The following is a 13,533-nucleotide window of genomic DNA, read 5'->3' as shown; positions in this document are numbered from 1 at the left end:
CGCGCCTAGCGCGTTTTTTTAATACTTTTCCCATTTTAGCTTCATGGCGTCATTAAACCGTTTCTCTACCTGAGCCCAATTAACGACATTCCACCAAGCTTGAATGTAGTTCTTCCTTTCATTTTGATGCTTTAGATAATAGGCATGTTCCCAGACGTCAATTGCAACTAATGGAATTTGATCTTGCTGAGAAAGGTTTTGATGTTTTTCCGCTTGTAAGATTTCTAATTTATGTGCTCTTGGTGCCCATACAAGCAATGCCCAGCCTCCGCCTTCAACCTGCTCTGCCGCTTTAGAGAAATGCTCTTTCATTTGCTCGAATGAGCCAAAATCAAGCACTAGCTGCTGCAATAAGCTTCCTTTCGGTCTTCCTCCGCCATTTGGCGTCATTGTGAACCAAAACAACGTGTGCAAATAGTGACCAGCCCCATGAAAAGACGCTTCTCGTTCCCAATGTTTTAGAAGCTCATAGGCCTTTGTATTACGCGCTTTCTCCATTTCTTTTTCCGCTTTATTTAATCCTTCCACATAACTTAAATGGTGTTTATCGTGATGAATACGCATAGTCTTCTCATCAATATAAGGCTCCAACGCATCATAAGCATAAGGGAGCTCTGGTAATTGATGCAATCCAGCTGTTGATCGTAACTTACGGTGCTCTCGTTCGTTAGCTAAATCAACCCATGAGTTGTACGCATTTGATGCATGCAGATCTACGTCATCTTGATTTCGAATTAACGCTTCATTAAGACGTTCCAATGATTGGCGGAACCCCCTTGTCTGTTCCTCACCAACCGCCATTACAACTTCTTTTTGCTGTTCTTTCCATAAACGTTCTAATTCCGTTTTCCACTCTTGCACTGCTTCCTGATGGGTTCTCATTTATCCAGCCCCTTTTATACTGCATTCAGTTCAGCTATATGCACACTTGCTTGGGCACGTGTCTATAAACAACTCCTTATAAACAAAAAAACCTGCTTATTAGCAGGTTTCCATAATGATAAAGGTTGTATCTTTTGTTGAAAATTGAATCTGTTCTTCAAACTTAAATTGTTTATAAAGAGTGATTGCTCTTTTATTCCAGTTGGCAACAGTCAGCCTTAATTCAGCAACTTCTTCTTGCTCCCTTACCTTGGCTAGAATAAATGAAACGAATGGATAACCTTGGTGCTGACCTGTTCGATTTGGCTTCATTCCTAGGCCAACGTCGACCATTTTCTTGTGATAATGTCCTGAAGCTCTGCCGCTCGGAACCTGCGCAGCCAAACCAGTACAATAAAAACCAATCAATTCATCTTGTAAATAAATTGCGTGATAAGAACCGTCTAATAACTCTTCAAGCGTTTCTTTACTACAATCTAGCGAATACATCTGATAAGGAGGAGCATATACCCATTTACAAATACAAGCTGCTGCTTCCTGAGTCATCGGTGTACATCTGTATAACGCCTTGTCAGTCATTTCTTATAAATCTCCTTCAGATTCTGTGCTTAACTTCTCAAAAAATAGGTCCGTTTCTTCATCCGTATCTTGCGAAAGATCTAGTTCTGCTAGTTTAGGCAATTCATCAAGGTTTTCCAACCCGAAGTGATCGAGGAAGTAAGACGTAGTTCCATATAAAATAGCCCGACCACTTCCAGAGACGCGCCCACATTCTTCAATTAATAATTTTGCAACAAGAGATTGAAGCGCCTTTTCCGCTTTTACACCTCGTACTTCTTCAATTTCAACTCGTGTAATCGGTTGTTTATAAGCGACAATCGCTAAAGTTTCCAGCGCAGCCCTTGATAGTCCCCCGTGAATAGGAGATGAAGCGAGCTCCTTATACATATCAGCATGCACTTCTTTTGTTGTCAATCGAAATCGATTAGCGAGCCTCGTTAGTTGAATGCCACGATCTTCAGCAAGCATACGCTCTTTCAACTCATTCAGTATTTCAATAACTTCTGATTCCTCTACTTCAATTAAAGCCGCGATCTCAGCTGGTGAGATTCCTTCATCACCAGAAATAAAAAGCAAGCCCTCTGCTTTTGCTAGCTTACTTTGGTCCATGCCTATCCCCGTCCCATATAAAAATCTCAATGTCTTCAAAACTTGTTTCTTGTACACAGTGAATGGCCCGCGTTTTTATTAGCTCAAGCACAGCTAAAAACGTCACAATCATTTGTGAACGATTACCTCCTATTATCAACTTTTCAAAGCTTGACCGGCCCGCTGTCTGTTCAAGTTGATCAAGCAATTCATTCATTCGGACTTCAACCGATTGTTCATCTGTTTGAATCGTTTTCATCTTCGGTGCATTCCAAGCATTCCGCTGCATCATCTTCTGAAAAGCACCTAACATATCTAATAAACTGACGTTCTTCACTTGTAGCTTACGTTCTTCTTCATCCGTTAAGAACCCATCTAAATCATCAGGTGGACGTGTATGAAGTAAGCTTCTAGACGCTTCTTTTTCTTTTAGATGAATGGCAGCTTCTTTAAATGCTTTGTATTCAATTAATTGTTCCACTAGTTCATCACGCGGGTCCTCTTCAAGCCAATCTTCTTCCTGCTCAAATAATTCATCTGGCTTTGGTAATAGCATTTGACTTTTTATTTGTAGCAATGTCGCGGCCATCACTAAGTACTCGCTTGCTACATCTAATTCAAATTCCTGCATCGCATGAATATATTGTAAATATTGATCTGTTATAATGGCAACAGGAATATCATAAATGTCAACTTCCGCCTGAGAGATTAAGTGAAGCAGCAAATCCAGCGGCCCTTCAAATGAATCTGTTCTTACATTATATGTATGTGTCATTATTTCACCATCATTTCTTGTACCGATTATACCATAAACCATTACGACGAAGCTGTCTTCAGCAAATACGAAGGAGACGATTTTATGTACGCTCAAGCCTACTTAGATTACTTATACTTTTTCCACGCAGAACGAGATTATTTTGAATGTCACGAGGTCTTAGAAACAGAATGGAAAAAGAGAGCGGCAGACCATCGTCATTCTTATTGGGTCACGCTCATTCAACTCGCAGTCGCTCTCTATCACGAGAGGCGTGGAAACAAAAAAGGTGCACATATTCTGCTCAATCGTCTTTTAAAGAGAATTCCGCTAGAACACGTTCAACTTGAACATCTAGGAATAAATACTTCAAAGCTATTAATTGATCTTCACATTCGCTTAAAGAATTTGGATGAGCCTTTTAGCGATTATGATCTGCCATTGACCGATTCGCACTTAATTAAACTATGCCAAGTAAGAGCAGGAGATAGGTGGAAATCACAAAGTCCTCTAAAAAACCCTAACATCATTCACAAGCACATTCTTAGACATCAAAAACCTAAAATTGAAGAGGAAGAATGATTTCTCACTCTTCCTCTTCTGCTATTAATCATTTGTTAGTGAATCAAGTTCACTTTTCTTTGAAATATAATAATAGGCCATTCCGACAAATACACTTCCACCAATAATATTACCTACCGTCACAGGAATCATATTAGCAAAATAGCCTGCCATCGAAATCGTTTCAATTCCTGGATTGTGCAAGAGTGCTAAATGAAACAATCCCATGTTAGCAACACTATGTTCATAACCAGATGCAAAGAAAGCAAAAATAATGATAAAAACAACAAACAATTTTGCCATCTCATTTTTTAAGCGCATTGGTGTCCAAATCGCTAAACAAACAAGCCAGTTACAAAAAATACCTTTGAAAAATAGTTCCATTGCCCCGCCGGTCATTTTCTCTTCAGCCATATAAAATAAATAATGATTTTCAGTGATCCCATTAAAAATACCTGCTAAATAAATAAGAATGGCAATAAACAAAGCACCTAAGAGGTTGCCTCCGTATGTCCAGCTCCAGTTCACTAACGTATCTTTTATCGTTGTCTTTTTATTTAAAGTAGAAATGGTATAATACAATACACTTCCTGTAAATAAATCAGAACCCGCATATATAACAAGTAGCAAAGCAACTCCAAAAGCTAAACCCATAACTAATGGTGTTAGCGCAGGAAAGCTTTGAACAATTGGATCTCCAATAATATAAACAAGTACAACGGCGATGCCAACGTAGGCACCTGCAAGCATTGCTGAAAATAAAAACGCTGATTTACTTGCACCTAACAATTTCTTTTTCTTTAAAGCTAGGTCACTCAGCGCATTTAACGTATCTCTATAGATAACTCTCCCCTACTTTCTCTCTATGATGACCATTCTTTATTGTAGCTTAAAGTTATCGATAAACAATCCTATCATGTGACAATTTTCGTAAACCAGATATTACATAAAAAAATTCTCTCGCTACGGCGAGAGAATTCAATCCATTACTTTGTGAATGCTTGATTTAATCGACTCATTTCAATTGCTGCAGTTGCTGCTTCCCACCCTTTATTTCCTGCTTTTGTTCCAGCACGCTCTATCGCTTGTTCAATGGAATCAGTCGTTAAGACACCAAATATAACAGGAATATCTTGATTTAAACTGATTGAAGAAACGCCTTTGGCTACTTCACTGCATACATAATCAAAATGAGGTGTAGATCCACGAATAACCGTTCCTAGCGTAATGACCGCATCGTATTTATTTGATTGTGCCATCTTCTTAGCTGCAAATGGGATTTCAAAAGCTCCCGGAACCCAAGCCACATCCACATCGCTTTCTTCCATCCCATGTCGATGAAGGGCATCTTTTGCACCCTCTAATAATTTGCTCGTAATAAAATCATTAAATCTACCAACTACAATCCCTACTTTTAACCCTGTTGCAACTAAATGGCCTTCGTATGTGTGTCCCATTCTTTTTATCCCCCTATAAATTAAGCATATGACCTAATTTTTCTTTTTTTGTATGCAAATAGTTTGTATTCTCGTCCAAAGCTTCAAGCTGTAGTGGAACGCGCTCGACGATGGATAATCCATATCCTTCAAGCCCAGCTATCTTCCTTGGATTATTCGTCATCAGCTTCATCTCTTTAACCCCTAGATCTCGTAAAATCTGAGCGCCAATTCCGTAATCTCTTAGATCTGCTGGAAATCCAAGCTTCTCATTTGCCTCTACTGTGTCAAAACCTTCTTCTTGCAGTTTGTATGCTTTTAACTTGTTAATTAACCCGATTCCTCGGCCCTCTTGTTTCATATAAAGCAACATTCCACGACCAGCTTCTTCAATTTGTCTTAAAGCCGCATGAAGTTGAGGACCACAATCACAGCGCTTTGACCCAAAAACATCCCCCGTTAAACATTCAGAATGAACTCGAACAAGTACCGGTTCATCAGTTGTGAGATCTCCTTTTATTAACGCAACGCTTTCTTTATCATCAAGTGAATTCGTGTAACCGATTGCTTTAAACTCACCATATTTAGTTGGCATATGAATATCTGTTTCACGAGTAATAAAGCTTTCTGTTTTACGACGGTATGCAATTAAATCTTTTATGGTGACCATCGGCAAGCTATGTTGATCTGCTATTTGACGAAGTTCGGGAACGCGCGCCATTGAGCCATCTTCATTCATTACTTCACATATAACGCCAGCTGGTTTTGCCCCAGCAAGCATCGCAAAATCAACAGCCGCCTCTGTGTGTCCAGTTCGCTTTAATACGCCCCCGCGTTTAGCAACAAGCGGAAAAATGTGACCTGGGCGTTTAAAGTCAGCTGCTGAAACAGAATCATCAACCAACGCTCTAACCGTTAGCGCTCGCTCATGTGCCGAAATACCCGTTGTCGTTGACAGATGATCAACACTAACCGTAAAAGCTGTTCCATGTGAATCTGTGTTTTGACTAACCATCTGATTTAGCTTGAGCTCTTCAGCCCTCTCCTCCGTCACCGGGGCACAGATTAATCCTCTGGCATGAGTTGCCATGAAATTAATTGTTTGCGCTGTGGTGAACTCTGCTAAAGCGAGGAAATCACCTTCATTTTCTCTATCTTCATCATCACAGACGATGATCGTCCCACCCGTCTTTAGGACTTCAATTGCTTCTTCAATTGAATCAAACATCGCCATCACTCCTAATAAAATCCATTTTCTTGTAATAACTGCGTTAAGCTCGTAGAAGACTTTGCCTCTTGTTGTTGAGGCTGCAGCATTTTCTCTACGTATTTGCCAATCATGTCGCACTCTATATTTACTTGATCTCCACTAACTTTTGAGCCCATAACAGTCTCCTGAAGCGTATGTGGGATAAGTGAAATCGTAAAAGTGTCATCTGAAACGGAAAATACCGTCAAACTAATACCGTCTATTGCAACAGACCCTTTTTGCACAATAAAGCGTAAGATATCCTTCGTTGCTTCAATATCAAAATAAACCGCGTTCTCCCTTTTTTCACGTCTTCGAATGGTGCCAACCCCATCAATATGACCAGAAACGATATGACCTCCAAATCTTGAATGGGCTGCCATTGCTCGTTCTAAATTTACCTCTGAACCACGCTTTAAATCTTTTAAAGTGGTTGCTTCGAAGGTCTCTGGCATCACGTCAACTTCGAAATCGGTTCTTGAAAATGACGTGACGGTTAAACATACCCCATTAACAGAAAGACTGTCCCCATTTGCTACATCTGTTAAAACGTGTGAAGCATTTACTTTAAGCGTAAGAGACTGCCCGTTTTGTTTAATAACAGCCAATGTTCCTTTTTCCTCTACAATTCCTGTAAACATATCTTCACTCTCCACGAAGGAACACAAAAAACCTGAAGTCAATTAAGGCTTCAGGGTAGACTAAATAAACGTCGTATTTCCACGTTTTTTCGCAACACAAATAATTAAAACTGTAATCGTTTTAAAAATGTGTTCACAACTTCTCCCATCCAGACTTTAACTGTCGGCTCTGGATTTACACCAGATCCACCGCAACAAAGGTTGCGGGTCACGGACTAAAAAGGTTTCCCTTTATCACCGCCGGTCGGGAATTACACCCGGCCCCGAAGTTTTTTGTATTCAGTTAATTGTATTGATTATGTATAGCCTATCATTGAGATTGTGAGATTGCAAGTAATTAACTTTAGCTACAGTTCAATTGTCTTAATCGTTTTAACCAATTAAAAAACCTTCCTAATTGAATTAGAAAGGTGGTTTCTCTTATAAGATTCTTCTTGTTCCGTTAGAAGAGAGATGCGAAAGCAAACTCTATGGAATTTCTTGTTTACAAGACAACGAAAGCCCTACCTCTCATTCGTCCTTACGGCTCCGAAGCCGTGCCAGTGTGAATTGCATCGACAAAAAGTCTTCTTCCTGCTTAACGTTTAGGGACGTTTTATTGTAAGTGAGGATCGTTCTGTGGTTAAAGGAAATAATTCCTTGAGGCAGAAAAAAGAAGTCTACTTTCGATTAAGAATTCATTATATCGAAAACCATTCCTTATTTCAAGTAGAAACATTTTGCATTTTCGTAGGAAATACGTCAAAATAAAAAAGAAAGCGATTACTAGTATGCTGATGAGGTGAATCGAATGACAGAAAATCTTCAGTTCGAAACAAATGATCAAGGTGTAGGAATTATAACTCTAGCAAGAGAAAAAGCACTTAATTCACTATCTTATGACATGGTCACTCACATGCTTCAATTATTAAAGAAATGGAAAAATGAGGATGCTATTCAAGTTATTCTGCTCGAAGGTGCAGGAGAACGAGCTTTTTGTGCGGGTGGAGATATAAAATCACTCTATCAAACACGAGAACGTGAAAATGGCTTTCAAGAAGCGAAACAATTTTTCAACATAGAGTATGAATTAGATTTATTAATTGCTACATATCCAAAACCTATCCTCGTTTTAATGGACGGCATTGTCATGGGCGGTGGTGTTGGCTTGTCTTATGGTGCAAGTCATCGAGTTGTTACTGAGAAAACGAAGTGGGCCATGCCTGAAATGAATATAGGCTTCTTTCCTGATGTAGGTGCCTGTTATTTTCTTAGCCAAACACCAGGATATACTGGGAGATATGCAGCCTTAACGGCAACAACTTTAACTGGTGCAGATGCTATTTTTATGGGATGCGCCGACTATTTTATTCCCAGTGAATCATTTTCTACTTTAAGAGATCAGTTTTTAAGCCATAATTGGCTAGCAGACAATGAAAACCGTAATCAGTCTGTTCATTTGTTTTTACAAGCCTTTATTCAAGAACCACCTGCTAGTGAACTCGCTGCTCTTCAACAAAAAATTGATCATCACTTCTCTAATAAGACAATTGATTTGATAATTGCTTCACTTGAAGCAGAAAAAGACGAGTTTGCAAGAGATACAGCGCAATTGCTCCGGAAGAAATCACCTTTGTCATTAAAAGTAACGTTGGCTCATTTAAAACAGTCACAGTCCTCAACACTTGAAGAAACCTATGAGACAGATAAAATCCTTGCAATGCACTTTCTCCAGTGTGAAGATTTTTACGAAGGGGTTCGTTCGGTGCTAATTGATAAAACACGTGAACCTGCCTATCAATACAAATCAATTGAAGACGTACCCGATGATTTGGCACTTTCATTCTTTCGTGAACTATAATCATGAAAGAAGGCTATCCCACAAGGTAGTTATGATGGGACAGCCTTCTTTGCGATTGACCAATCAAGTAAAGCGTTGTTTAATACATCAAATAGAGGATTAACTTTTTAGTGCCAACCATGTTAGCAATCGTGTCTTTTTGTTTTAAGCACGCGTCAATTAAAAATGCGAAAGGATGATTGATCATCCTTTCGCATTTTTTCATTCGGTGCTTTGTGTGACAGCTGCTTTTAGTTAAACCAGCGTTCCGTTACGACTTTTTTACGTGTGTAAAACTGAATCCCATCTTTTCCATTTGTCCCTAAATCACCAAAGAACGACGCTTTATTTCCCGCGAATGAGAAGAAAGCCATTGGTGCGGGGACATTGACGTTTACACCTATCATTCCCGCATCGATTGAATTTCTAAAGTATTGCGCAGCTTTGCCACTAGATGTATAGATTACAGCTCCATTAGCAAAACGTGAAGAGTTCGTTAAAGCGATCCCTTCGTCCAAGTCTTTAATACGCACCACACTAAGTACTGGTGCAAAGAGTTCTTCTTGCCAAATAGTCATTTCAGGTGTTACTTGATCAAACAAGGTTGCACCTAAATAGTAGCCGTCTTCAGTTACGTCTGGATTTCTACCATCAATAAGCAGTTCGGCTCCCTGCTCGACCCCAGCTTCAATGTATTTAACGACGCGATCCTTATGCGATTGTCGGATAAGGGGTCCGACGAAGTGATCATCGTTTATTCCGTTTCCAACAGTTAACTTACGTGTTTCATTTGTTAATACTTCTAAAAATTCGTCCGCACAGGATTCTTCAACAGCTACAACTGAACAAGCCATGCAGCGCTCTCCACTTGATGCAAAGGCAGCACCAATTACACCTTGAACGGTTTTTTCCATTTCACAATCCGCAAGGACAACAGCATGATTCTTTGCACCTGCTAGCGCTTGAACACGTTTGCCATGAGCTGTGCCTGTTTGATAAACATGGCGTGCAACCGGCTCTGAGCCAACAAAGGAAATTGCCTGAACATCCGGATGTTCAAGTAAACCATTAACGACATCCTTACCACCATTTACTAAGTTAAGCACTCCATCTGGCAAACCAGTGTCATGCATTAACTCAACTAAGCGCTCAGCAAGCAGAGGCGTACGTTCTGATGTTTTTAACACAAACGTATTACCGGCAGCAATTGCCAGTGGGAACATCCAGAGTGGGACCATCATCGGGAAATTAAATGGCGTAATACCAGCAACTACTCCTAGTGGATAGCGCCATATTGAGCCATCAATTCCGCCAGCAATATTCGGGAGAGCATCTCCCATCATCATTGATGGTGTTGAGGTCGCAAGCTCCACACATTCGATTCCACGCTGTACTTCTCCGCGCGCGTCTTTAATCGTCTTGCCATTTTCCTGCGTTAATAGCTGAGCGAGCTCCTCACGATGGGTTTTTAATTTCTCTAAGTACGAAAACATATAGCGGCTTCGCTCGGGAACCGGTACTGTTTTCCACGATTCATACGCTCGTTTCGCCGCAATAACAGCAGTATTTACATCCTCTTTCGTTGATAATGGTACCAATGCAATCGTTTCTCCTGTTGCTGGGTTTGGTACTGTTTCGGTTTCACTAGCTGACGAATCAATCCATGCACCGTTGATCCAGTTTTTCACTACTTTTGTTGTTGTTGTCATTTATCGTACGTCCCTTCTGGTTTAAACGTAATGGTTTGTTCTCCAATTCGTTTAACTAATACAGACATATCTTTATCACCTAGCCCTGCACGTTCAGCGTCTGCGTACAAATCGACAAGAGCTTGACTAATTGGCAGCTGAATCCCATGCCCTTCAGCGAGCTCCATTGCAAATCTCAAATCTTTATTAAGTAATTTCAAAGAAAAGCCTGGTTCATAATCATTTTTTGCCATAAACGATTTGTAATTTCGCTCATAAATTCGACTCTGTCCATAGCTGACGTTTAATACATTATAGAGAAAATCGAGGTTGAGACCACTCTTCTCCGCTAATGTAAGCGCTTCAGCGACTCCTGCTGTATAAAAGCCAATTAATAAGTTATTAATAAGCTTAGCATTTGTGCCACTATCATATTGTTCACTAATGTGAAAAATGTTGCTGCCCATAATTGCTAGATGAGGTTGAACGAGTTCCAAGATTTCTTTAGGTCCTCCAACCATGAACGTTAATGTTCGATTCTCGGCTCCAACAACACCGCCACTTACCGGAGCAGCAAGAAAAGAAATGTCTTTTTTATCCGCTTCTGCGCCAATTCGATTTTCAAGATCCGGAGCAACAGTACTCGTATCAACTAAAATTACGTCTTGTGGCACTTTTGCAAGAAGTCCATTTTCACCAAGGTAGACCTGCTCACAAGCTTCAGATGAAGGTAGGCTCGTTAAAATGAGTTCTGCAGCTAAGATGACTTCATCTATTGTGTCAGCCCGCTTACCACCAGCTTCAACAATGACATCGGTTGATGATCTCTGAATATCAAACCCAGTTAACTCGTAGCCTGACTTAATTAAGTTTAATGCCATCGGCTTACCCATATTCCCAAGTCCAATAAAACCAATCTTCATACGCTACCTCCTTTTGTTGAAGATCCTGCGCAGGATATGCGCAGGATCGTTGAATAGATCTACTGATTTTTTGTTAGTACTGTTTTTGCAACAGATTGATCAAGCGCTTCAAATTCATCATAAGAGATTGTTTGATAGAGCTCGCTTCTTTTTTGCATCTGCTCCAAACTTCCTTTTTGTGTCCCGTTTTCTAAAATATCTTGGAACACGCGTTCATAAGCTTTGGCTGCTACTCGAAGAGAGGTAACAGGATAAATGACCATGTCATAGCCCATTTGTTCGAATTCAGAAGCATGGTAATAAGGTGTTTTTCCAAACTCCGTCATATTGGCGAGAAGTGGCACATCAACCGCATCGGAGAACGCCTTAAATTCTTCTTCACCCTGCAAAGCTTCTGGAAAAATGGCATCGGCTCCTGCTTCTACATACGCATTTGCTCTTGCAATTGCCTCATTTAATCCTTCAACGCCTCGTGCATCTGTTCGAGCTACGACAATTAGTGAAGGTGCAGCTTTTTTTAAAGCCGTAATTTTTTGGACCATTTCATCCGTTGAAACCAGTTTTTTCCCATTTAAATGTCCACATTTCTTCGGTAAATCTTGATCTTCAATCTGTACAGCCGCCACTCTTGCCTCAACCATTTCAACAGCAGTACGTGCTACATTCATCACGCCGCCAAAACCAGTATCAATGTCGACAAGCAAAGGCAGATTGGTCGCGCGGATAATTTCCCGCGCTCTCCCAGCCACTTCAAGTGAATTTACAATACCTAGATCAGGAAGACCGAGGCTTGCTGTAAACGCTGCTCCAGATAAATAAAGACTCTTAAAACCCGATTGCTTGGCAACTAGTCCAGCCATTGCATCATGTGCACCTGGAATTTGCAAAATGCCTTTTTCAAGCATCATTGCTTGAAATGATTGCGCCAATTCTTCTTGTGACAATGCTTCATTTACAATCCATGGCATATGGTTTCCCTCCTTTTTTAAAGCGAGAACAAGTCAGTAAACGCTGGAACGCTTAGCTGTTCAAGCTTCTTATAATCAGATGTTGTATCTAAAATCGCCTTCTCTTGTTTTGCTGCGTAATGGATTGCAATATTGGCGGCGAATTTCTCTTGAATCGCAGGGACTGCTTCTTCTCGACGGAAACGATGACCAAGCGGATACTCAACTTCTACTTTGTCTGTTGAGGAGCCGTCTTTGAAGAAAATTTGAACCGCATTGGCGATTGAGCGCTTGTTCGGATCAAGATAATCTTTTGTATACTGCTCATTTTCGCTAACAACCATTGCATCTCGCAGTCGATCAACTCGAGGATCATTAGCCATTTCATCTTCATAATCATCAGCTACAATATCGCCTTTTAAAAGACCTATAGCAGTGATGTACTGTAAGCAGTGATCTCGATCTGCTGGATTGTAAAGAGGTCCTTTTTTATCAATAATGCGAATGGCTGACTCATGCGTTGTTAGTTCAATGCGATCAATCTCATCAAGACGATCAATGATTGATTCATGCAATGTTACAGCACACTCAGCTGCCGTTTGTGCATGGAATTCTGCAGGATAAGAAACTTTAAAAAGAATGTTTTCCATGACGTAGGCATCAAGTTCACGCGCAAGCGTCACTTCTTTTTTATTAAATAACACATCTTGAAAGCCCCAACCTGGTGCTGTCATCGCTGTTTTGTAGCCCATTTCACCTTTTAGTGCTGTCATGGCTAAAAATACTGCTCTACTTGTCGCATCACCAGCAGCCCATGATTTTCTTGACCCTGTGTTCGGTGCATGACGATAAGTGCGCAATGCCGAATTGTCTATCCAGGCATGAGATACGGCATTAATAATTTCGTCACGAGTGCCACCAAGCATACCTGCTACTACTGCGGTTGAAGCAACTTTTACAAGGAGCACATGGTCTAAACCAACTCGGTTGAAGCTATTGTCTAAAGCCAACACACCTTGAATTTCATGCGCTTTAACCATTGCCGTTAATACATCTTTAATGGTTAAAGGAGCTTTTCCTTCTGAGATGTTTTTGCGGCTTAAGTAATCAGCCGTTGCTAAAATACCACCTAAGTTGTCTGATGGATGACCCCATTCAGCTGCTAACCACGTATCGTTGTAATCCAACCACCGAATCATTGTTCCAATATTAAATGCCCCACGGACAGGATCAAGCACATAGGATGTACCTGGAACTTTGCTACCATTTGGAACAACTGTACCTGGCACAACTGGTCCGAGCATTTTTGTACATTCCGGGTAGCGTAATGCTAATATTCCACAGCCAAGTGTATCAATTAAGACATGCGCAGCCGTTGTCATCGCTTCTTCACTGGTAATTTCTTTTTCCAGAACATAATCGGCAATTTCTTCTAGTAATTGATCCGTTTGTCTTGTATCCGTTTTCAACATTTCAATTCCTCC

14 protein-coding genes and 1 riboswitch are annotated in these 13,533 nt (G+C 40.5%); of the genes, 2 read left to right on the top strand and 12 right to left on the bottom strand.

The window, feature by feature from the left end; genetic code table 11:
- Nucleotides 1-18: 18 nt before the first annotated feature.
- The 4 genes from JOC54_RS07260 to JOC54_RS07245 all read right to left on the bottom strand — a co-directional run bounded on the left by JOC54_RS07260 (nt 19) and on the right by JOC54_RS07245 (nt 2,806).
- Nucleotides 19-882, bottom strand: a complete 864-nt coding sequence (locus tag JOC54_RS07260) for a superoxide dismutase (RefSeq protein ID WP_204465368.1) — start codon at nt 880-882, stop codon at nt 19-21.
- Between the two features lie 99 nt (nt 883-981).
- Nucleotides 982-1,461, bottom strand: coding sequence for a GNAT family N-acetyltransferase (locus JOC54_RS07255; protein ID WP_051991076.1), 480 nt, complete (start codon nt 1,459-1,461; stop codon nt 982-984).
- A 3-nt stretch (nt 1,462-1,464) separates the two neighbouring features.
- The gene (gene scpB / locus JOC54_RS07250) at nt 1,465-2,052 is read right to left on the bottom strand and encodes an SMC-Scp complex subunit ScpB (protein WP_035418414.1); all 588 of its coding nucleotides are present in this window, start codon (nt 2,050-2,052) and stop codon (nt 1,465-1,467) included.
- A complete protein-coding gene (locus JOC54_RS07245; protein WP_204465449.1) occupies nt 2,039-2,806 on the bottom strand; it encodes a segregation/condensation protein A in 768 nt (255 codons plus the stop codon). Before JOC54_RS07245 ends, scpB begins: the two co-directional genes overlap by 14 nt.
- A gap of 84 nt (nt 2,807-2,890) precedes the next feature.
- Here JOC54_RS07245 and JOC54_RS07240 point away from each other — a divergent pair, with 84 nt between their 5' ends.
- The gene (locus tag JOC54_RS07240) at nt 2,891-3,367 is read left to right on the top strand and encodes a DUF309 domain-containing protein (protein ID WP_204465367.1); all 477 of its coding nucleotides are present in this window, start codon (nt 2,891-2,893) and stop codon (nt 3,365-3,367) included.
- 24 nt (nt 3,368-3,391) lie between these two features.
- Here the strand turns inward: JOC54_RS07240 and JOC54_RS07235 are convergent, their stop codons facing one another.
- The 4 genes from JOC54_RS07235 to ribE all read right to left on the bottom strand — a co-directional run bounded on the left by JOC54_RS07235 (nt 3,392) and on the right by ribE (nt 6,672).
- Nucleotides 3,392-4,165, bottom strand: coding sequence for a formate/nitrite transporter family protein (locus JOC54_RS07235; protein ID WP_275582690.1), 774 nt, complete (start codon nt 4,163-4,165; stop codon nt 3,392-3,394).
- Nucleotides 4,166-4,332: 167 nt separating this feature from the next.
- A complete protein-coding gene (ribH, locus tag JOC54_RS07230) occupies nt 4,333-4,803 on the bottom strand; it encodes a 6,7-dimethyl-8-ribityllumazine synthase (protein ID WP_035418410.1) in 471 nt (156 codons plus the stop codon).
- 13 nt (nt 4,804-4,816) lie between these two features.
- Nucleotides 4,817-6,010: a bifunctional 3,4-dihydroxy-2-butanone-4-phosphate synthase/GTP cyclohydrolase II gene (locus tag JOC54_RS07225; RefSeq protein WP_035418409.1), complete on the bottom strand. Its 1,194-nt coding sequence runs from the start codon at nt 6,008-6,010 to the stop codon at nt 4,817-4,819.
- Between the two features lie 11 nt (nt 6,011-6,021).
- Nucleotides 6,022-6,672 carry a riboflavin synthase gene (gene ribE / locus JOC54_RS07220; protein WP_035418406.1) on the bottom strand — a complete coding sequence of 217 codons (651 nt, stop codon included), beginning with the start codon at nt 6,670-6,672 and terminating at the stop codon, nt 6,022-6,024.
- A 133-nt stretch (nt 6,673-6,805) separates the two neighbouring features.
- Nucleotides 6,806-6,947: riboswitch (FMN riboswitch) on the bottom strand.
- 515 nt (nt 6,948-7,462) lie between these two features.
- On the opposite strand from ribE, the gene JOC54_RS07215 reads away from it, so the two are divergent.
- A complete protein-coding gene (locus tag JOC54_RS07215) occupies nt 7,463-8,512 on the top strand; it encodes an enoyl-CoA hydratase/isomerase family protein (protein ID WP_035418405.1) in 1,050 nt (349 codons plus the stop codon).
- Nucleotides 8,513-8,742: 230 nt separating this feature from the next.
- On the opposite strand, the gene JOC54_RS07210 is transcribed toward JOC54_RS07215, so the two are convergent.
- The 4 genes from JOC54_RS07210 to JOC54_RS07195 are packed head-to-tail and all read right to left on the bottom strand — an operon-like array spanning nt 8,743 to nt 13,521.
- Nucleotides 8,743-10,200 (bottom strand): CoA-acylating methylmalonate-semialdehyde dehydrogenase, encoded by a 1,458-nt coding sequence (locus tag JOC54_RS07210; RefSeq protein WP_204465366.1) that lies wholly within the window; start codon nt 10,198-10,200, stop codon nt 8,743-8,745.
- Entirely contained in the window at nt 10,197-11,102 is a 906-nt protein-coding gene (locus tag JOC54_RS07205; RefSeq protein ID WP_035418403.1) for an NAD(P)-dependent oxidoreductase, read from the bottom strand. The genes JOC54_RS07210 and JOC54_RS07205 overlap by 4 nt, the downstream gene beginning before the upstream one ends.
- A 59-nt stretch (nt 11,103-11,161) precedes the next feature.
- Complete coding sequence (gene prpB, locus JOC54_RS07200) at nt 11,162-12,070, bottom strand: methylisocitrate lyase (RefSeq protein WP_204465364.1); 909 nt, start codon at nt 12,068-12,070, stop codon at nt 11,162-11,164.
- Between the two features lie 17 nt (nt 12,071-12,087).
- Complete coding sequence (locus JOC54_RS07195; RefSeq protein WP_204465362.1) at nt 12,088-13,521, bottom strand: bifunctional 2-methylcitrate dehydratase/aconitate hydratase; 1,434 nt, start codon at nt 13,519-13,521, stop codon at nt 12,088-12,090.
- Between the last annotated feature and the right edge of the window lie 12 nt (nt 13,522-13,533).

It is taken from the genome of Shouchella xiaoxiensis (assembly GCF_016907895.1).
GTDB classification, from domain to species: domain Bacteria; phylum Bacillota; class Bacilli; order Bacillales; family Bacillaceae_D; genus Shouchella; species Shouchella xiaoxiensis.
The sequence above is the reverse complement of the archived record's forward strand: the minus strand, read 5'-3'. Positions and strand labels throughout refer to the sequence as shown.

What these genes read in the sequence shown, in the direction of transcription:
- ribH (WP_035418410.1), bottom strand. Translation starts at nt 4,803, where the DNA reads ATGGGACACACATACGAAGGCCATTTAGTTGCAACAGGGTTAAAAGTA.
- JOC54_RS07205 (WP_035418403.1), bottom strand. Translation starts at nt 11,102, where the DNA reads ATGAAGATTGGTTTTATTGGACTTGGGAATATGGGTAAGCCGATGGCA.
- JOC54_RS07255 (WP_051991076.1), bottom strand. Translation starts at nt 1,461, where the DNA reads ATGACTGACAAGGCGTTATACAGATGTACACCGATGACTCAGGAAGCA.
- JOC54_RS07260 (WP_204465368.1), bottom strand. Translation starts at nt 882, where the DNA reads ATGAGAACCCATCAGGAAGCAGTGCAAGAGTGGAAAACGGAATTAGAA.
- JOC54_RS07225 (WP_035418409.1), bottom strand. Translation starts at nt 6,010, where the DNA reads ATGTTTGATTCAATTGAAGAAGCAATTGAAGTCCTAAAGACGGGTGGG.
- prpB (WP_204465364.1), bottom strand. Translation starts at nt 12,070, where the DNA reads ATGCCATGGATTGTAAATGAAGCATTGTCACAAGAAGAATTGGCGCAA.
- scpB (WP_035418414.1), bottom strand. Translation starts at nt 2,052, where the DNA reads ATGGACCAAAGTAAGCTAGCAAAAGCAGAGGGCTTGCTTTTTATTTCT.
- JOC54_RS07215 (WP_035418405.1), top strand. Translation starts at nt 7,463, where the DNA reads ATGACAGAAAATCTTCAGTTCGAAACAAATGATCAAGGTGTAGGAATT.
- JOC54_RS07245 (WP_204465449.1), bottom strand. Translation starts at nt 2,806, where the DNA reads ATGACACATACATATAATGTAAGAACAGATTCATTTGAAGGGCCGCTG.
- ribE (WP_035418406.1), bottom strand. Translation starts at nt 6,672, where the DNA reads ATGTTTACAGGAATTGTAGAGGAAAAAGGAACATTGGCTGTTATTAAA.
- JOC54_RS07240 (WP_204465367.1), top strand. Translation starts at nt 2,891, where the DNA reads ATGTACGCTCAAGCCTACTTAGATTACTTATACTTTTTCCACGCAGAA.
- JOC54_RS07210 (WP_204465366.1), bottom strand. Translation starts at nt 10,200, where the DNA reads ATGACAACAACAACAAAAGTAGTGAAAAACTGGATCAACGGTGCATGG.
- JOC54_RS07195 (WP_204465362.1), bottom strand. Translation starts at nt 13,521, where the DNA reads ATGTTGAAAACGGATACAAGACAAACGGATCAATTACTAGAAGAAATT.